Origin of the sequence: Nocardioides sp., from assembly GCF_030655615.1 — a bacterium.
In the GTDB taxonomy this organism is placed as follows: domain Bacteria; phylum Actinomycetota; class Actinomycetes; order Propionibacteriales; family Nocardioidaceae; genus Nocardioides.
Genome location: NZ_JAURVJ010000173.1, coordinates 50,895 through 69,563 on the forward strand (window position 1 = coordinate 50,895; position 18,669 = coordinate 69,563).

Below are 18,669 nucleotides of genomic sequence, written 5' to 3' on the forward strand. Positions count from 1 at the left end.
GGGTCCCCACCGTCAGCGGGGCAGGCCCAGCTTGGCGGCGCAGCCCGGCCACGAGCCGTAGCCGCCGGTCGCGGCACGCACGCGCTCGGCGACAGCGATCTGCGCCTCGCGCGAGTTGTTGCTCGGCAGGCCGGAGCCGCCGTAGGACTGCCAGGTGCCGAGGTTGAACTGCAGGCCGCCGTAGTAGCCGTTGCCGGTGTTGATGGCCCAGTTGCCGCCGGCCTCGCACTGCGCGAGGGCGTCCCACACGGTGCCACCGCCGGAGTAGTCGGCCGCGGCGACCTCGGGCTCGGGCTCGGCGGTGCCGACCTTGACGACCGCCGAGACGGGACGGCGGACGAGCGTCTGCCTGATGACGCGGCGGGCCTGGACCTTGCCGTTGACGACGAGGAGGCGGTAGGTGACGTCGCGGCGACCGGCGCGGCCCTCGCGGACGACGGTGGTGTCGCCCTCGGTCATCGAGTCGTCGTCCTCCTCGACGGTCGTGAAGTCGACCGCCTCGTCGTCGACGAACTTGCGCACGACCTTGACGTCGGTGAAGACGATCCGGTCGCCGCGCTCGACCTCGGTGGAGGGAGCGGGCTCGACGCGGTCGTGGCCGTCGATCGTGACGCCGACCTCGCGCAGGGCGTCGGCGACGGTGAGCGCGGGGACCGAGCGGGTGATGGGCTTGCGGCCGGCCAGGCGAAAGGTGAGCTTCTTGGAGGTGACGACCTCGAGGTCGACGCCACCGCGCGGTATGGCCAGGCCGCGGTTGAGGTCGAGCCGGGCGCCGTCGTAGGTGCCGCCGATCTCGCCCAGCGCGGACTCGACGTCGGTCGACGTCACCCAGTGGCTGGTGGTCTCGCCGTCGACGGTGAGGGTGACCTCGCGGCCGTAGCGGACGGTGATGAGGCTGCCGTCCTCGACCTTCTCGTCGAGCGAGGGGGCGACCAGGTCGTGGTCGCCGACGTCGATGCCCTCGGCGTCGAGGATGTCGCCGACGGTGCCACCGATCGCGGAGACCTCACGGGTCTCGCCGTCGACCGTGACGGTCACGTCCTTGCTGAGGGCTGCGTAGCCGAGCGTCGAACCGGTCACGGCCAGCGCGACGCCGGCGACGAGGGCGACCAGGAGCTTCTTGCTGTGCAGCGCGCGGCGCACGGGGCCGCGGCGGGGCTGGGTCAGAGGAGTGGTCTCATGGTCAGTCATCGGGTTCCGAACGTCGTGCTCCCCGGGCCTCGGGCGCCGGCGCCCCGCACGGTGGCCTCCAGCTTCGGGGACCTCCGCGGGTGTCGAGGCGTCCCAGGTGCGGGGCTCGACGCGCGCCGGACGGGTTCATCCCGATCCCGGCCAACCGCACCAGAACAGCAGTGACGTTGTCGAGAATGCAAACTCTGGCAAGCCCTCCCCGCACGCTCCGTGGCGCGGATCACGTCCCCGCCACCACACACGTCACACGAGCCCCATCCCTTGCCGACCCGTCGCCGATCGGCGACGGGTCGGCTCACCAGGGGCCACCGAAGGCGGTGTCGGTGTTGGCGTCGATGGCACGGCAGAGGGTCTCGAGGTCGTCGCCGCGGACCTCGGCCATCGCCCGGACGGTGAGCGGGACGAGGTAGGACGCGTTGGGACGGCCGCGGAAGGGCGTCGGCGTGAGGTAGGGCGCGTCGGTCTCGACGAGCACGCGGTCGAGGGGGGCCAGGACCAGGGCGTCGCGCTGGGGCTGGGCGTTCTTGAAGGTGACGGTGCCGGCGAAGGACAGGTGGGCGCCGCGGTCGAGGCACTGCCGGGCGAAGGTGGCGTCACCGGAGAAGCAGTGCATGACCCAGCGCTCGGGCGCGCCCTCCTCGTCGATGACGGCCAGCACCTCGTCGTGCGCGTCGCGGTCGTGGATGACCAGCGTCTTGTCGAGGCGCTTCGCGAGGTCGATGTGGGCGCGGAACGACGCGACCTGGGCGGCGCGGCCGTTCTCGCCGGTGCGGAAGTGGTCGAGCCCGGTCTCCCCCACCGCGCGCACCTTCGGGTGCGCCTGGGCCAGGGTCTCGATCTCGGCGAGCGCCTCGTCGAGGCGCCCGGCCGCGGCCAGCCTCGGGGCCTCGTTGGGGTGCAGGGCCACGCCGGCCACGAGGGCGTCGTAGGACGACGCGGCCTCGACCGCCCACCGCGCGCCGGGCAGGTCGCAGCCGATCTGGACGATCCGCGTGACCCCGACCGCGTGCGCGGCGGCGAGGGCGTCGTCGGTGGTGAGCCACTCGCCGTCGGCGATGTCGAGGTGGCAGTGGTTGTCGACGACGGGGTGCGGCAGCGGCGCGGGCGCCGGCGGGCGCTCGCGATCGCGCCGGGAGCCGCTCTTCTCCTCTGTCGGCGCGCGCTCGCGGGTCGGCTCGGTGGTCATGCCGGGCTCACGACCGGGCTCACGAACGGGCTCACGAACGGGCTCATGAGGTGGCCATCCGCTCGAGGATCGCCTCGGCGGCGGCCTCGGGGGCGTGGGTCGGGATCCAGTGGTCGACGCCGGCGAGTACGACGAGCTCGAAGTCGGCGTCGACCAGCGCCGCCGTGCCGTCGACGCCCGCGCGGCCCACGAAGTCGTCGCCGTCGCTCCACACCAGCGTGGTCGGCACGGTGACCCGCGCGGCCGTCTGGCGACGGTCGGTGAAGGGCAGGCCGCGGTAGTAGGCCACCCCGCCGGGGAACGCGCCGTAGTCGACGATCTCCTCGCGGAAGCGGGCGACGTCGTCGCGCGACATCCCGCTGCCGCGCAGGCTCCGGTCGAAGATCCCGCGGGGGCGGGCGGCCAGGAGCTCGGGCACGGCCGGCACCTGGAAGGCGAGCATGTACCAGGACTTCAGTCCCTGGGTGGAGCGCACGAGCGAGCGCAGGTAGGCGCGCGGGTGCGGGATCGAGAGCGACGTCCAGGACCGCACCCGGTCGGCGTGTGCAGCCACGACCGCCCAGCCCACGATCGCGCCCCAGTCGTGGCCGACCAGGTGCACCCGGCCGCCGAGCACGTCGATCAGCGCGGCGACGTCGTCGGCCAGCTCGGCCGTCCGGTAGTCGCGGCGGCGCGTCGGGCGGGCGCGCGGCGAGTAGCCGCGCTGGTCGGGCGCGACCGTCCGGTAGCCCTGCGCGTGCAGCAGCGGCGCGACGAGCCGCCAGCACGACGCGCGCTCGGGGAACCCGTGCAGCAGCACCACCACCTCGCCGTCGATCGGGCCCTCGTCGACCACGTCGAAGACGAGCCCGTCGCGCGTGAACTCGGTGATCCGGCCGACCGGCGCCGTCGGGAGGGCGCTCACGAGGCGTGCACGAGGTTGTAGACGTCGCGCTTGGGAACGCCGGCCAGCTTGGCGACCTCGACGATCGCGTCCTTGCGGCTCATGCCCCGATCCTCCCGTTCGGCGACGGCGGCCCGCAGGGTCGACTCATCGGTCGAGATGGCGGGTACGTCGTCCGCACCGGCCACCACCAGGGTGACCTCGCCCCGGACCCCGTCGGACGCCCACGCCGCGAGCTCGGCCAGACCCCCTCGGCGTACCTCCTCGTGGGTCTTGGTCAGCTCGCGGCACACCGCACCCGGCCGCTCGTCGCCCCACGCCTCGGCCATCGCCGCCAGCGTCGCGGCCGTGCGGTGCGGCGCCTCGAAGAACACCATCGTGCGCTGCTCGCCGGCCAGCGCGGCCAGCCGACGGGCCCGCTCCCCCGCCTTGCGCGGCAGGAACCCCTCGAAGCAGAACCGGTCGACCGGCAGCCCCGACACCGCGAGCGCGGTCAGGACGGCGGACGGCCCGGGCACCGCGGTCACCAGGACCCCGGCGGCCACCGCCGCGGAGACGAGCCGGTAGCCCGGGTCGGACACGCTCGGCATGCCGGCGTCGGTCACCAGCAGCACCCGCTCACCGGCCAGCAGCGCCTCGAGCAGCACCGGGGTGCGCTGCTGCTCGTTGCCCTCGAAGTAGGACACGATCCGCCCGCCCACCGTGACCCCGAGGTCACCGGTCAGCCGCTTGAGGCGCCGCGTGTCCTCGGCGGCGACCACGTCGGCACCGGCGAGCTCCTCGGCCAGCCGGGGCGGCGCGTCGGCCACCCGCCCGATCGGGGTCGCGGCCAGCACCAGGACGCCGGGCTCGGTGTTGCTCACCTGCTCGATCATGGCAGGCACGACAGCCGGACCACGCCGACCCGTCGTAGATCTACGACGGGTCAGCGTGGGTGGAGGACGGGAACGTAGGATTCCGGCTCGTGACCACGCTGCAGGAGCCGCCGCGCGCCGGCGACCCCGGTGACCCCGGCGACCGTGGCGACGGGAGAGACGACTCCGCCAGCAGGGCCGGGGCGACCGGGCTGTCCGAGACCGCCGACGGCCGGCCGGTCCCCACGGCGTGGCAGCGGGCGCGCGGGCGGGCCGTCGGGCTCGAGTCGCGCCTCAACGACCGCTTCGCCGCCTGGGCGGCCGCGCTCGCGGTCTCCGGGCTCGCGCTCGGGATGCGGCTCTGGCACCTCGGCACCCCCGACCGGTTCGCGTTCGACGAGACCTACTACGCCAAGGACGCGTGGGGCCTGCTCAACCAGGGCTACGTCCGCAACTACCAGGAGAAGCCCGGCGGCAAGGAGATCAACGACGCCATCCTGAGCGGCCAGGTCAAGGGCATCTGGGGCGACGGGCCGTCGATGGAGGTCCACCCCGAGGCCGGCAAGTGGATGATCGCGCTCGGCGAGAAGGCCTTCGGGATGGACCCGTTCGGCTGGCGCATCTCGGCCGCGGTCGTCGGCACGCTGATGGTGCTGATCATGTGCCGCCTCGTCCGACGGATGACCGGCTCCACCGTGCTCGGCTGCCTGGCCGGGCTCCTGATGGCCTTCGACGGCCTCCACTTCGTGCTCTCGCGCCTCGCGCTGCTCGACATCTTCCTGGCGTTCTTCCTGCTCTGCGGCGTCGCGTGCATCGTCAACGACCGCGACTGGTACCGCGCCAAGCTGGGTCGCCTCGTCGACGACGCCACCCCCGACTCCAGCTCGTGGGGTCCCGTCCGCGGCCTGCTCTTCCGGCCCTGGATGCTCGCGGCCGGCGTCAGCTTCGGCCTCGCGATCGGCACCAAGTGGACCGCGCTCTACCCGCTGGCGGCCTTCGGGCTGCTCGCGTGGCTGTGGAGCGCGGGCGCACGGCGCTCCTTCGGGGTGCGCCACGCGACCGCGCGGTCGGTCCTCGCGGACGGCGTACCCGCGTTCGTGCAGCTGGTCCTCGTGGCCTTCTTCGTCTACGTCGTGTCGTGGACCGGCTGGCTGGTGCACGCCGACGACTACGAGCAGGCGCTCTCGTCGACGCAGTACACCGGCTTCACCGAGGAGCGACCCTGCGTCACGGGCGCCGACGGCGAGCTCACCACCGACAACGTCAGCGACGACTCGGCGCAGTGGCCCACGGCGACCGAGCCCGACGCCAGCGGGCTCGGCGAGGTCGTCCAGTCGCTGCGGTCGCTCTGGTACTACCACCACGACGTCTACATCTTCCACACCCACTACCTCAACTGCAGCAGCCACACCTACCAGTCGCAGCCGTCGGGCTGGCTCCTCGTCAACCGCCCCGTCGGCGCCGCGACCCAGCTCGAGATCCAGCCCGGACAGCAGGGCTGCAACGCGCCCGCCGGCAGCGAGTGCTACCGCCAGGTGCTGCTCATCGGCACCCCGATCCTGTGGTGGGGCGGCATCCTCGCCCTCATCGCGGCCGGCGTCCTCTGGGTCGGCGCACGGGACTGGCGCTTCGGCGTCGCCGTGGTCGGCGTCCTGTCGACCTGGTTGCCCTGGCTGCAGTACGACGACCGACCGATCTTCTTCTTCTACGCGATCGCGTCGCTGCCCTTCATCGTGCTCGCGATCGTGCTCTGCCTCGGCAAGCTCATCGGCTCGTCCCGACAACCCTCGCCGCGGCGTACGACGGGCGTGATCGTGGCCGGGTCGTTCTTCGTGCTGGTCGTGCTCAACTTCGCGTACTTCTACCCGATCCTGTCCTACGAGGTCATCCCCAAGGCCGACTGGATCGACCGCATGTGGTTCTCGAGGTGGATATGACGTCCTGGACCCCCGGCTGGGGCGCGTTCCCCGAGCCGCTGCTCGAGTTCTGGACCGAGCGGCACCTCTGCAGCCTCACGACGCTGCGGCCCGACGGCCGCCCGCACCTGGTGCCGGTGGGGGTCGCCCTCGACCACGAGCGCGAGTGCGCGTGGGTGATCACGGGCGGCGGCTCGCGCAAGGTGCAGAACCTGCTCGCCGCCGGGGCCGAGGGCGGGCTGGTCGCGGCCGGCGCCGTCGACGGTGCGCGCTGGTCGACGCTCGAGGGCGTCGGCGTCGTGGTGCACGACCCGGAGTCGGTCGCCCGCGCGGTGGAGCGGTACGCCGCCCGCTACCGGACCCCCCGGGTCAACCCCGAGCGGGTGGCGATCCGGATCAGCGTCACGCGCTTCGTGGGTTCGGCCGGACTCTTCTGAGGGACCGCTAGCCCGCGGACTGCTCGGGCGGGGTGTCGGACGGCGGCGAGGGACCGTCACCCAGGCAGAAGTCGCCGAAGGCGACGAGGTCGATCGGGTCGAAGTGGGACGGGTCCTCGTGGGGGCCGGTCACCAGGTGGTAGGTGATGTCGAGACCGCGGCCGGTCAGCTGGGAGATCAGCGCGCCGGCGTTGTCGCGCAGCTCGACGAGCTCGTCGTCGGGCGAGGCCACGACGCGGTAGCGGGTGTCGTCGGGCAGGTCGTCGATGTGACGGACCGGGTTGCGGTCCTCGGGCACGGGGCCGCCGTAGGCCTCGGCGATGAACCGGCGGGCGCCGGCCACGCGGTCCATCTCGGTGAGGGCGATGGCCGGCTTGACGCCGTACCAGCACGGCGGCGGCTCGGCGCCGTGGAGCATCGCGTTGAGCGAGACCGCACCGCCCATCGAGCCGGTGACCCACAGCGAGGTCCGGACACCGGCCTTGTCCTCGGCCCACTCGGTGAGGAGCTTGACGTCCTCGGTGGAGGCCTCGTTGCCCCACGACTCGTCGTGGAACGTGGAGGACGCGACGGCCCAGCCGGACCGCAGCAGGCCGCCGAGCCAGGGACCGTCGATGCGGTCGTCGACGCTGCCGCCCTGGCCGTGGAAGTAGATCGCGAGCCCGCGGGGCTTGGCGTCGCCGGTCGGCAGCGTCACGCGGACCTGCTGGCCGTCGAGCTCGCCGCGGATGACCCCGCCGGCCTTCTCACCGCTCGCGCCGGACGTCGCGCCCACCAGCAGCAGCGCGATGAGGGCGACGACGAGGAGACGCACGAGCAACGATGCTCGTGCCAGCAGCTTGGCGCGCATGTCTGCCTCCTGTCGGCGAGGGTGGAGCGGCCTGCTCGGGACGCGCCAGATTCTAGGTCCGACCACCGACAAGTCCGGAATCGACCGCGATGTGGCAGCGGACCGTGCCGTCAGGCACGCGCCTCGCGGGCGGTGAGCGCGTCGGTGAGCAGCCCCACGAGCGCCTCGGTCTGGATGTCGGCGGAGGAGCCGACCTCCTCGTCGGACCCGTCGAGGGCCCGCGCGGCCAGGCCGGCCTTGCTGTCGATCAGCTCGGCCACCTTGGTGTCGACGGTCTGGGCGGCGATGACGCGCCAGGCGGTGACGGGCTGGTCCTGGCCGATCCGGTGCACCCGGTCGATGGCCTGGGTCTGCTCGGCGTCGGTCCAGGACAGCTCGGCCAGGACGACGTTGGAGGAGACCTGGAGGTTGAGCCCGACGCCGGCCGCGGTGAGCGAGCAGACGGCGATCGCCACGTCGGGGTCGTTGACGAAGGCGTCGATGTTGGCCTGGCGGGTCTTGGGCGACTGGTCGCCGCGCACCGAGGCCGACTTGATGCCGCGCTTGGCGAAGAGCGCCTCGGCCTGGTCCATGACGTCGACGTGCTTGGCGAAGAACACGACCTTGCCGACGTTGCGCGCCAGCTGGGCCGCGTAGTCGGCGGCGAGGCCGGCCTTGGCCTGGCCGATCCGGCGCATCATCGTGAAGACGTTCTCGCCGTCGCCCTTGCCCGAGCCGGTGGTGTCCTCGCGCTCCCAGGTGGCGACCCGGCGTACGAGCTCGTGGTCGATGCCCTCGGTCGTGACGCCGGTACGACGGGTGGCCAGCGCCATGTCGTAGCGCTCGACGAGCCGGCGCGCGAGCTCGCGCTCGGCCTCGCGGATGGAGCGACCGACCTCGCCCTCGAGCTCGACGGGCAGGTCGGCGATCCGGCGCGCGGGGATGTCGGAGGCGACGTCGACCTTGCGACGACGCACGATGCCGAGGTCGATGACCGCGGCCCGGGCCGCGGGGTAGAACGGTGGGTCGATGGGCGTGAGCCCGGTGTCCTCGAGCCGGTCCATCAGCGGCGCCATCGGCTTCTTCTCGTCGATCCAGCCGAGGAACTGCCAGATGGCGCGGAAGTCGTCGATGTCGTTGATGAGCGGGGTGCCGGTCAGCGCCGTCATCAGCGGCCGCGTGGTGCGGGCCCGGATCGAGTCGGCGATCTGCAGCACGTGCTGGGAGCGCTGCGAGGACTTGTTCTTGATGAAGTGGGCCTCGTCGACGACCATGCCCTTGAAGCCGTGGTGGCGCATCCAGCCGACGTGGCGGTCGAGGATCTCGTAGTTGACGATGACGATGTCGGCGTAGCCGTCGATGTCGTGGCCGTTGCCGTGGATCACCGTCGACGTGCGGTGCGGGGTCCAGAGACTGACCTCGCGGGCCCAGTTGGTCTTGACGACGCTCGGCACGACGACGAGCAGCGGGAAGGCGTCCGCGGCCTGCGCGGCGAGCAGCGCCTGCGCGGTCTTGCCGAGGCCGGGCTCGTCGGCGAGCAGGAAGGTCCGGTGGCCGGCGGCCGCGGCGGCGACCAGCTGGGCCTGGTGGTGCATGAGCTCGAGGCCGACCGGCGCCTTGATCGAGGAGTCCTCGGGCAGCGTCATGCAGGACGACGCCCCGCCGGCGGCCCGCTCGAACGACTCGAGCAGCGGCTCGATGAGCTCCCAGCCGGCGAGCCGCCGGGCGTGGGTGGGACGCGCGGCGCCGGTGAAGTCGGGCACGAGGAAGGGGTTGGCGAGCTGGTGCGAGAGCACCGACCGCGGGACGACCTGACGCTCGGGGTCGTAGGTCGTGCTGGTCGGCTCGGGCGCGGTCTCCACCTCGGGCGCGACCTCGACGCCGGCGGCCTGGAGCATCTCGCGCTTGAGGTCGCGCGCGGCCTCGGACACCACGGCGTCCTCGGCCAGCAGCGACAGCAGCGACGTGTCGCGGGCGGTCGTCTTGGCGAGGATCGTGCCGATGCCGTCGAGCCGCTTGAGCTGGTCGGCGCGCTGCCCCTCGGTGATCTCGGGGTCGACCTTGACGCGCGTGCGCTCCTCACGGGCGAGCAGCGCCACGACCTGGAACTTGGTCCGGCTCGACGGCTTGACCTTGCCGCGCTGGGCGGCGCCCTCGACCTCGCGCACCGCGCGGGCGAGGATCGGGATGATCCCCTCGTTGTCGAGCTCGCGCCCACGGCGCTGCCGGGACTGACCTGTGGAGCGGGTAGCGCCGTTCTGGCGCTGGCCACCTCGAGCCAAGGAACTCCTCCTCCGGAGCTGCGACACCCGCCGGGCGGGTGTCGCGGGGTACGCCGGGTGGCTGGCTGCGGTCCGGCGGCGGGCCCGGGGAGGGCGTCGCGCACGGCCCGGGGCGGTGGTCTCCGGCGGCGGTGCTGCCACGGGCTGGTGGGCCGTGTGGCGGGAACGCCGAGTCTCACTCCCGGCGTGCCTGCACTCTACCTCTCCCCCGGGAGGTGCGCGGCATCACCGCCGGATCACCGCCGGATCAGCTCTCAGACGGCGTGCCCGGTGCCGGCGGGAGCTCGGGCAGCTCGCGGTTCTCGACGATGTAGGCGGCCACGTCGCGCAGCTTGGTGCTGCTGCTCGAGGACAGCCGGCGCATCAGCTCGAAGCTCTGGTGCTGGGTGAGGCCGTAGCGCTCCATGACGATCCCCTGGGCCATCCCGATGGTGTGCCGCGAGCCGATGGCGGTCTGCAGGTTGGTGGCCAGCTGGGCCGCCGACAGGGCGGTGGCGGCGTGGGTGCCGTAGATGAGGGCGAGGTCGACGACGTCGTGGTCGGCGAACTTGCCCGGGCTGCGGCTGTAGAGGTTGAGGGCGCCGTAGGGCTGGTCGTTGCTGAGCAGCCGCACCGCGAGCATCGAGGCGACGCCGAGCTCGCGGGCCTCCGGTCCCCACCGGGGCCAGCGCGGGTCACCGCCGACGTTGCCGCTGCGGATCCACGCGCCCCGGTCGGAGGTCTCGACGCACGGCCCCTCGCCGAGCGCGTACTGCTGCTCGTCGGCGGCGGCCGCCATCGTGCCGCTCGCGGCGAGCGTCGCGTGGCCGGCGCGGGTCTGGATGGTGAGGCTGACCTCGTCGGCGTCGGCCACGAGGTCGGCCATCCGCAGCACGATGGTCGTGGCGGTGAGCGACGCGTCGGGCTCGGCCTGCAGGGCGGAAGCCAGGTCGGCGAAGGCGGAGCTGTCGTTGGCCGGCACACGGCCTCGTCTCGAGCTGGCAGGGTCGGCCCGGGTCTGGAGCCGTTCACCCCGACCCTACGTCACCCCTTCACCCCTTCGAACGAGGTCGGGGGCCAGCGTCAGGGCACGTCGGCCTCGACCTCGCGGGTCCAGGCGCCCTTGACGGCGCGCCACTCCTCGTCGTCGTGGCCGCGGCGCCAGTAGGGCGAGCACGAGAGGTGGCCGCGGTCGACGACGCCCTGCTCGAGCAGGTGGCGGCGTACGGCGCGGGTGGCGACGGCCTCGCCGTGGACGAAGGCGCTCACGGTGCCGGGGAGCGGCGCGAGCGCGGCGACGGCGGCGGGGAGCAGGTCCTCGACCGGTCCGCCCGCACCGGCCCGGTGCACCCAGACCACGGTCAGGTCGCCCGGCGAGGTGATCGGGACCTCCCCGGCGGCGTCCTCGACCTCGACCACGGCGACGACCGGACGGCCGGCGGGCACGAGCTCGGCCGAGCCGGCGATCGCGGGCAGCGCGCTCTCGTCGCCGACGAGCAGGTAGGAGTCGGCCTCCGGCTCGGGCACCCAGCCGCCGGCCGGCCCGCGGAACTGCAGCCGGTCGCCGGGCTGCGCGTGCTGGGCCCAGCGGCCGGCGCGGCCGACGTCGCCGTGGACGACGAAGTCGAGGGTCAGCTGCTGCTGGGCCTCGTCCCACGACCGCACGGTGTAGCGGCGCGGGTAGGGGCGCTGCTCCCGCGGCAGGTCACGGACGGCGTCGTCCTCGAACGGGACGTCGTAGGGCGCACCCTCGGGCACGAAGAACGCGTTGACGTAGGAGTCGGTGCCGCCGGGGGCGGCGATGCCGTCGAGCCCGGTGCCGCCGAGGACGACGCGGATGAGCTGGGGGGTCAGGACCTGGGTCGAGACGACCTCGCCGTACATAGGGGTTCCTTCTCTCGCGGGGCTTCGTGGAGGTGGTTCGAGGCTACGGGTCAGCGCGAGGCCGACCACGCCGCCCAGAGCCGGGCGTAGGGGCCGTCTCCGGCGGCGAGCTCGGCGGGCGGGCCGACCTCGACGACGCGGCCCTGCTCGAGGACGACCACGCGGTCGGCCTCGGCGGCGGTGGTGAGGCGGTGGGCGACGAGGAGCGCCGTACGACCCTCGAGCGCGCGGCGCATGCCTGACTCGAGCACCCGGGCACCGGCGCTGCCGGCCTCGGCCGTGGCCTCGTCGAGCACGGCGACGTCGGCGCCGCGGAGCACGAGCCGCGCCAGCGCGAGCTGCTGCGCCTGGACCGGGGTGAGCGTGGCCCCGCCCGAACCGACACGGGTCGCGAGGCCATCGGGCAGGGCACGGGCCCAGCCGAGCGCGTCGACGACGCCCAGCGCGGCGGCCAGGTCGTCGTCGGTCGCGTCGGGCCGGGCGAGCCGGAGGTCGTCGGCGACGGTGCCGGCGAAGACGTGCACCTCCTGGCTGACGAGGGTGACGTGGCGGGCGAGCTCCTCGCGGCCGAGGGCCGCGACCGACGAGCCGCCGATCTCGATGGTGCCGCCGCTGGGCGTGTGGATGCCGGCGACGAGGGCGGCGAGCGTGGTCTTGCCGGCGCCGCTCGAGCCGACGACGGCGACGTGCTCGCCTGCGGCGACGTCGAGGTCGACGCCGTGCAGCACCTCGTCGCCCTCGAGGTAGGAGAAGCGGACGTCGCGCAGCCGCAGCACCGGCGCGGCCGGGGCGGGCGCCCCCTCGGGCTCGGGCTCCTCGAGCATGGCGACGCCGGCGAGCCGGGCCAGCGACGCGGTGGCGCTCTGCACCTCGTCGAGCAGCGTGAGCAGCGCACTGATCGGGTCGAAGAGCCGGATGAAGTAGAGCGCGGCCGCGGTCGCCTCGCCGAGGGTGGCCGAGCCGTTGCCGACGAGGACGGCTCCTGCGACCAGGACCGCCGCGGTGCCGGTGAGCTCGCCGAGGTGGATCCGGCAGAAGAACCAGGCGCTCCTGTCGACGGCGTGCAGGTGGGCGCGGCGGGCAGCCTCGGAGCGGACGGCGACGCGGTCGAGGTGGCGCGGTCCGAGCAGCAGCGCTTGCACGGTCCGCAGGCCGCCGAGGGTCTCGACGAGCTGCTGCGAGCGCTCGCCCTCGGCCCGGCGGGCGGCGGCATAGAGCGGCGGGCTGACCTTGACGTAGAGGCGGCCGGCCATCACCTGGAACGGCACGGCGGCGAGCCCGGCCAGCGCGAAGCGCCAGTCGAGCACGCCGAGACCGACGATGGTGAGGGCCACGGTCAGCCCCGAGAACAGGAACTCCGGGAAGCCCTGCCGCAGCGCGTCGCTGACCCGGTCGACGTCGTCGCCGACGCGCGAGACCAGGTCACCGGTACCGCCCTGCTCGAGGCGCTCCTGCGGCAGCCCGAGGGCCCGGTCGAGCACGCTCTCGCGCAGCCGCGCGAGCGCGCCCTCGCCGACGCGGGTGAGCATCGCCAGCCCGAGCGCGGCGAAGAGACCCTGCCCGACGACGGCGACGGCCAGCACGACGAGCGGCGCGGTCAGGTAGGTGCGCGGCCCGCCGGCCTGCGCGACGTCGACGAGGCGGCCGAGGACGGGCGGGACGACGAGGCCGGAGACCGTCGTCGCGACCAGGAGCAGCATCGCCAGCACGGCGCCGCGCCGGTCGGGCCTGATGGCGGTCGCGAGCTGGCGCCGGGCCTGGGCGGCGGTGGCGACGGGGAGGGCGAGCAGGGTCACGACAGCACCGCCGCGGCGTAGCGGTCGTCGGCCACCAGCGCGGCGTGGGTGCCGACGGCGGCCGCGCGACCGCCGTCGACGAGCACGACCCGGTCGGCGACCGCCAGGACGGCGGGGCTCGAGGTGACCACGATCGTCGTACGACGGCCGGCGCGGAGCGCGTGCAAGCCCTGGGCCACGGCGGCCTCGGTCACCGCGTCGAGCGCGGTGGTGGGGTCGTCGAGGACGAGCACCGGCGGGTCGGCGGCGAGGGCGCGGGCGAGCGAGATCCGCTGGCGCTGCCCGCCGGAGAGCGTGGTGCCGTGGTGGCGCGAGCCGTCGTCGACGAGCGAGGCGGCGACGTCGTCGGCGCGGGCGGCGGCCAGGGCGGGGCCGGGGGTCTCCCCCACGACGTCGACCAGCGGCTCGGTGAAGAGCGTGGCCTCGTGGGGCACGACGGCGACCGCGCGGTGCAGGTCGTCGAGGGCCAGGTCGGTCGAGCTCACGCCGCCGACGAGGACGGTGCCGCCGTCGGGGTCGCGGCGCCGGGCCAGGGCGTCGAGCAGCTCGCGGCGGGCGGAGAGGTCGTCGCAGACGACGGCGACCAGCTCGCCGGGACCGACCTCGAGGTCGAGGCCGTCGAGGTGCTCGGTGACCAGCCCGGTGACGCGCAGGCCGGAGCCGAGCTGCCGGGCGTCGTGGCCGTGGCCGGTCGCGACGTCCTTGACCGCGTAGGGCGCCTCGAGGACGTCGGCGATCCGCCGGGCCGAGGCCCGCACGGTGGCGATGCCGGCCCCCGCCCAGGACAGCCGCGCGACGGGTCCGACGAGGAACTGGGCCAGGCCCACGCCGGCGACGAGCTCGCCGGGGCTGATCGCGCCGTCGATGGTGAGGTGGGCACCGACGCCGGCGACCGCGACGAGCAGGAACCCCGCGATCACGAGGGTGACGCCGTCGAGCGCAGCCTCGGTCGTCCCGGCCCGGACCCGGGCGCGGCGCGCGGCCTGGCTCGAGGCGCGGAAGCGGTCGGCGGCGTGGCGCTGGGCGCCGAGCCCGTGCAGCACGCGCAGGCCCTCGACGAGGTCGACGGCGAGGCCGGAGCTGTCGGCGGCGGCCTGCTGCTGGGCGGCGCTCCGCTCCTGGATCGGCCGCGCCAGCAGGGGTACGACGACGACCGCGACCAGCACGCAGCCCAGCGCCACGAGGCCGAGCGTCACCGACGTGAGCATGAGCGCGGCCGAGGCGACCAGCAGCGCGACGAGCCCGCTGATCCCGACGGCCATGACGTCGACGGTCTCGCCCACCTTCTCGGCGTCGGAGCCGGCGACGCTCAGCGCCGACCCGGTCGACTGCGGCTCGGTGGTGCCGCGGGGGTCGAGCAGCCTGGCCACGACGCGTTGGCGCAGGTCGTGCTCGGCACGCGTGGAGGCGCGGGCCCCGATCGGCCCGGCGCCGTTGCCGGCGGCGGAGAGGACGACGTAGACCGCGGCGAGGACGGCGACCCAGACCAGCACCTTGGGCACCGACCCCGGAGCGATCGCGCGGTCGATCGCGAGGCCGACGATCACCGGAGTGGTGGCCTCGCAGACCTGGTGGACGCACAGCAGGAAGCTCGTGGTGAAGAGTCCGGTGCGGGAGTTGCGGAAGGCGAGGCGCACGACGCCGCCTGCTCCGATCTCACTCACCAAGTAAGGTTAGCCTTACTCCTCGGTGACGGACGGGGCGGGGGCGGCGACCCCCGTGCGCGCCTCCTTCTTGACCACGACCTTCCCGTCGGCCGGCAGGTGCCGCGGCGTGCGCAGCAGCCGGGCGACATAGACGGTGCGTCGCGTCGCCGGCTCGACGCCGAACGACGTCGACCCGCTCCCGGTGAGCTGCTGGCGCCCGACCTCCCGGCGGCCCTGGGTGGTCACCCGGACCAGCACGACGGTGTCGCCCGCCTGGCCCCCGGTCGCGGCCACGTCGACGGCACCTGGCGCGGCCGAGACCGTGAGGGCGGGCTCGACCTCGATCCGGACCTTGTCGCTGATGACGTCCTTCTTGACGGCCAGGCGCAGGGCAAGGCTCTCGGCCAGCGGTGGGCTGGTGAACGAGACGGTGCCGTCGCTCGCGCTGGTCTGCGTGGCGTAGGTCGTCCACGCGCCGCCGGCCGTGCGGTAGCCGAGGCGGACGGTGCGGCCCGCGACGCTCGCACCCTTCTTGTCGGTCACCGTGCCGCTGACCGTCACCGCCGTGCCCGGGTCGACCTTGGTCGCCGAGACCGCGACGCTGACGTCCTTCGGCCTGGTCGCCGGCGGGGGCGGAGGCTCCTGGGTCGGCGGGGTGGTGGTCGGCGGCGTGCTCGGCGGGCTCGTCGGCGGGGCGGTCGGGTCGCCACCCGACGGTGCGGTCGGAGAGGGCTGGCCCGGCGAGGGCACGGGGGAAGTCCCGCCGCCGGGCGCAGCCCTCGTCGTCGCCTCGCCCGGCCCGGGGCTGGTGGGCCCGGCCGGGGGCGACGTCGGGGGGGAGGTGGGTCCGGTGGGGTCGGCCGACGTGGTCGAGTCGGTCGGGTCGGTCGGGGCGGACGCGGTGTCCGGGCCGGCGGGGGCGGCCGTCTCGGTGGACCGTTGCCGCCCGCGCGCCGCGGCGGGCGGGACGCCGACGGGTCCGAGGACGCCGTGGGCGAAGTCCTGGACCTGGTCGGGCAGCGTCTGGGTATACGCCGCGGCGACCCCGCCGCCCAGGGCGATGCTCAGCACGAAGGCGCTGCCGCCGAGTCCGAGGCGGCCGAGGGCGCGACGCGAGCGGCGCGAGCCGGGGAAGGCCTCGCGGTAGGCGCGGAGCGCGGTGCCCTCACCGGCCAGCTCGTCGGGCGTGCCGGGGGCACGGAGGGCCCGCACCAGGGGGTCGTCGTCGTAGTCGCTCATGTCACACCTGGTTCCTCAGGGTCTTGAGGGCGCGGTGCACCGCGACCCTCACGGCGCCGGGCTTCTTGCCCACGATGGTGGCGACGGTCTCGACGTCGAGGCCGGCCACCACGCGCAGCATCACCATCTCGGCCTGCTCGGCCGGCAGGGTCGCGACGAGCGCGACCGCGCGCCGGGTGGCGTCGCGCTCGATCGCCTCGGCCTCCGCGCTCGGCGCCCGCTCCCCCGCATCGGGTTCGGCGACCGGCACCGACGGACGCGCCGCGCGGGCCCGTCCGTGGTCGATCGCGCGGTGCCGCGCGACGGTGAACACCCAGCCCCGGAAGGCGTCGGCGTCACCGGCGAAGGTCGCGAGGTCGCGCACGACGTGGAGCCACACCTCGGCGGCGACGTCCTCGGCGCCGTCGGGGCTCTTGACCGTGAGGTAGCGGAGCAGGGGCGGCTGCAGGTCGCGGTAGAGCGCCACGAACCCGCGCTCGTCGCCGGCCCGGGCGAGGTCCAGCGCCCGGTCGGTCCCGAGCGGGTCGGGCAGCGCCACGGCGCTCTCGTCGCGGACCGCCCGCAGGGACGGCGCGGACCCGCCGGCCCGGACCTCGACAGGTCCGGGCCGGCGGGTGCGACTGCGTGCGGTGCCGATCAGGCGACCCCGTCCTCTCGCGCTGGTCCGGGCCGGTCAGACGACCACGGTACGGCTGACGCTCGCCCCGAGGCGCGTCGTACCGGCGAAGGAGAGGCGGTAGGACGTGCCCTCGACGGCCGGCCGGCGGAAGTCGACGTAGCCGTCGCGCGCGGTGCGCCCGGACTTGACGTCGGTCCACCCGGTCGCTCCGGCGGCCTGCTCCTGCAGGGTGACCTTGCGACCGGCGAGGCCGTCGCCGCGGCCGTAGAGGAAGCCGACCACCGAGAACGTCTCACCGATGGTGCGGGCCCGCACCGCGATCCGGGTCGGGCTCTTGACGGCGATCGTCGCGACCTTGCTGCGCGCCGCCTGGCTCGTCGCCGTCTTGCGCGCCACGAGCACGTACGCCGTCGCGCGGGTCGGCGTGACGGTGAAGCTGACGCTGCCGTCGGTCCCGGAGACCGCGGTCGCGATCGGCTCGAAGGCCCGCTTGGTGCCGGCCTTGCGGGCGCGCAGCTCGACGGGGGCGCCGGCCAGGGCCACGTCCTCGTCAGTGACGACGCCGCTCACCACGGCCGAGCCGCCCGGGTCGACGACCCCGGGGGTCACGGCGATGCTGACCTCGGTGTCGCGCGCGGCGACCACCACGGTCCCGCTGCGTGACGGCTTGAAGTTCGCCGTACCGAAGAACGCCAGCTTGTAGGCCGTCTCGGCCGGCGGCAGGACGCGGAAGACCACGCGACCCTGGCGGTTGGTCTGTTCGATGCGACCCAGCGCCCAGCGCGTGGCGCCCTCACGCTTGACCAGCAGCCGCACCGGGCGCTGCGCGAGCGGGATGCCCCGCGCCGTCAGCCGGCCCCGGACCGCGGCCCGGCCCTCGGTGTCGGCGACGTCGGGCGCGTTGATCGTGAGCTTGGTGCTGAACCGCTGGGCCTGCTTGGCGTGCTGCGCCTGCTGGCCGCGGTCGACGGGCGCTGCCGTCGCCGTGCCGGCGGCGCCGACGCTGATGACGGACGCTGCGGTCGCGAGCGCGACCGCAGCGGCCGCCCGCCTGAGCCTGGACGAGTACATCGGACCTCCTGGGGTGAACGACACGAACACCCCCTACAGCGGTCGCCGGCCCATTCGCGTTACAGCCGCCGTTCGCGGGTCCGGGTCGGGTGGGTCGGATCGGGGCGCGGCCCTCAGCTGTAACTCACTGTTCGCGCCACTACCCCGGTGCTACAGCGCCGGGGTAGTGCTCCGAACGATGAGTTACAGCCGAACCCACCCCTCGACCAGCCGACCCTCGCCGACTTCGGGCCGCGGCGGCTCGGGTGCTAACGTTTCGCCTCGCGTCGTGAGACGCACTGGGGCTGTGGCGCAGTTGGTAGCGCGTCTCGTTCGCAATGAGAAGGTCAGGGGTTCGAATCCCCTCAGCTCCACCAGTTCCTCCCGAGCCGCAGGTCGCCACTGACCTGCGGCGTAACGGCGGCGGGCAGAGCGTCCCGGACGCCTCAGGGTCCGCCCCGCCAGTGCTCGATTCGGCGGTGGTCGGGGAGGAACCCGTTGCGCACCCCCCAGAGAACGGCCTGGGTACGGCTGTCGACCTCGATCTTGCGGTAGAGCCCGCGGATGTAGGACTTGACGGTGTTGGGACTCAGATAGGTCAGGGCCGCTACTTCGGCGTTGCTCTTTCCCTGGGTGATGAGGGCGAGGACCTCCGCCTCACGATCGGAGAGTCCTTCGCCGCGGCCTGGCCAGTCGCCGGCTGTGTTGCGTGCCTTGGCTGCTGGGGTGCTGATCACGGTCTCGCCGGCGTGGACGGACTCGAGAGCGGCTACCAGCTCCCGGCCGCTCAACGCCTTGGACAGGTACCCGTGCACTCCGAGGTCGCGTGCCATCGAGACGAGCTCGGGATGGAAGTTCCAGGTGTAGACCACGACCCG

The 18,669-nt window shown here is 74.1% G+C and carries 16 protein-coding genes and 1 tRNA gene; 3 read left to right on the forward strand and 14 right to left on the reverse strand.

The annotated features are described in order from the left end of the window. Positions 1-12: 12 nt before the first annotated feature. The 4 genes from Q7T52_RS14510 to rsmI form a co-directional block, all read right to left on the reverse strand. Positions 13-1,191, reverse strand: coding sequence for a resuscitation-promoting factor (locus Q7T52_RS14510; protein ID WP_304803684.1), 1,179 nt, complete (start codon positions 1,189-1,191; stop codon positions 13-15). 295 nt (positions 1,192-1,486) lie between these two features. Then, positions 1,487-2,377 carry a TatD family hydrolase gene (locus Q7T52_RS14515; protein WP_304803685.1) on the reverse strand — a complete coding sequence of 297 codons (891 nt, stop codon included), beginning with the start codon at positions 2,375-2,377 and terminating at the stop codon, positions 1,487-1,489. A 43-nt stretch (positions 2,378-2,420) separates the two neighbouring features. Then, positions 2,421-3,281, reverse strand: a complete 861-nt coding sequence (locus tag Q7T52_RS14520; protein WP_304803687.1) for an alpha/beta fold hydrolase — start codon at positions 3,279-3,281, stop codon at positions 2,421-2,423. Continuing rightward, positions 3,278-4,123, reverse strand: coding sequence for a 16S rRNA (cytidine(1402)-2'-O)-methyltransferase (gene rsmI / locus Q7T52_RS14525; RefSeq protein ID WP_304803713.1), 846 nt, complete (start codon positions 4,121-4,123; stop codon positions 3,278-3,280). Before rsmI ends, Q7T52_RS14520 begins: the two co-directional genes overlap by 4 nt. Before the next feature lie 101 nt (positions 4,124-4,224). On the opposite strand from rsmI, the gene Q7T52_RS14530 reads away from it, so the two are divergent. Together Q7T52_RS14530 and Q7T52_RS14535 are read left to right on the forward strand one after the other, a co-directional pair. Continuing rightward, positions 4,225-6,051 (forward strand): dolichyl-phosphate-mannose--protein mannosyltransferase, encoded by a 1,827-nt coding sequence (locus Q7T52_RS14530; RefSeq protein WP_304803689.1) that lies wholly within the window; start codon positions 4,225-4,227, stop codon positions 6,049-6,051. Further along, positions 6,048-6,467: a pyridoxamine 5'-phosphate oxidase family protein gene (locus Q7T52_RS14535; RefSeq protein WP_304803715.1), complete on the forward strand. Its 420-nt coding sequence runs from the start codon at positions 6,048-6,050 to the stop codon at positions 6,465-6,467. The genes Q7T52_RS14530 and Q7T52_RS14535 overlap by 4 nt, the downstream gene beginning before the upstream one ends. A gap of 7 nt (positions 6,468-6,474) precedes the next feature. Here Q7T52_RS14535 and Q7T52_RS14540 read toward each other — a convergent pair whose 3' ends face one another. The 9 genes from Q7T52_RS14540 to Q7T52_RS14580 form a co-directional block, all read right to left on the reverse strand. Then, on the reverse strand, positions 6,475-7,317 hold the full coding sequence (locus Q7T52_RS14540; RefSeq protein WP_304803691.1) for a S9 family peptidase: 843 nt from the start codon (positions 7,315-7,317) through the stop codon (positions 6,475-6,477). A gap of 110 nt (positions 7,318-7,427) precedes the next feature. Continuing rightward, positions 7,428-9,578 carry a DEAD/DEAH box helicase gene (locus tag Q7T52_RS14545; RefSeq protein WP_304803693.1) on the reverse strand — a complete coding sequence of 717 codons (2,151 nt, stop codon included), beginning with the start codon at positions 9,576-9,578 and terminating at the stop codon, positions 7,428-7,430. A gap of 247 nt (positions 9,579-9,825) precedes the next feature. Beyond that, a complete protein-coding gene (locus Q7T52_RS14550; RefSeq protein ID WP_304803695.1) occupies positions 9,826-10,539 on the reverse strand; it encodes a GAF and ANTAR domain-containing protein in 714 nt (237 codons plus the stop codon). A gap of 101 nt (positions 10,540-10,640) precedes the next feature. After that, positions 10,641-11,441: a siderophore-interacting protein gene (locus Q7T52_RS14555; protein WP_304803697.1), complete on the reverse strand. Its 801-nt coding sequence runs from the start codon at positions 11,439-11,441 to the stop codon at positions 10,641-10,643. A 50-nt stretch (positions 11,442-11,491) separates the two neighbouring features. Then, positions 11,492-13,237 (reverse strand): ABC transporter ATP-binding protein, encoded by a 1,746-nt coding sequence (locus Q7T52_RS14560; protein WP_304803698.1) that lies wholly within the window; start codon positions 13,235-13,237, stop codon positions 11,492-11,494. Next, positions 13,234-14,901, reverse strand: a complete 1,668-nt coding sequence (locus Q7T52_RS14565; RefSeq protein ID WP_304803700.1) for an ABC transporter ATP-binding protein — start codon at positions 14,899-14,901, stop codon at positions 13,234-13,236. Before Q7T52_RS14565 ends, Q7T52_RS14560 begins: the two co-directional genes overlap by 4 nt. A gap of 15 nt (positions 14,902-14,916) precedes the next feature. After that, positions 14,917-16,122, reverse strand: a complete 1,206-nt coding sequence (locus Q7T52_RS14570; RefSeq protein WP_304803702.1) for a hypothetical protein — start codon at positions 16,120-16,122, stop codon at positions 14,917-14,919. A 1-nt stretch (position 16,123) separates the two neighbouring features. After that, a complete protein-coding gene (locus Q7T52_RS14575; RefSeq protein WP_304803703.1) occupies positions 16,124-16,660 on the reverse strand; it encodes an RNA polymerase sigma factor in 537 nt (178 codons plus the stop codon). 135 nt (positions 16,661-16,795) lie between these two features. Next, positions 16,796-17,812 carry a hypothetical protein gene (locus Q7T52_RS14580; RefSeq protein ID WP_304803705.1) on the reverse strand — a complete coding sequence of 339 codons (1,017 nt, stop codon included), beginning with the start codon at positions 17,810-17,812 and terminating at the stop codon, positions 16,796-16,798. A 280-nt stretch (positions 17,813-18,092) separates the two neighbouring features. Here Q7T52_RS14580 and Q7T52_RS14585 point away from each other — a divergent pair. After that, positions 18,093-18,168: transfer RNA gene (locus Q7T52_RS14585), tRNA-Ala, on the forward strand. Positions 18,169-18,237: 69 nt separating this feature from the next. Here Q7T52_RS14585 and Q7T52_RS14590 read toward each other — a convergent pair. Further along, on the reverse strand, positions 18,238-18,669 hold a 432-nt coding region (locus Q7T52_RS14590), incomplete at its 5' end, for a response regulator transcription factor (protein ID WP_304803707.1).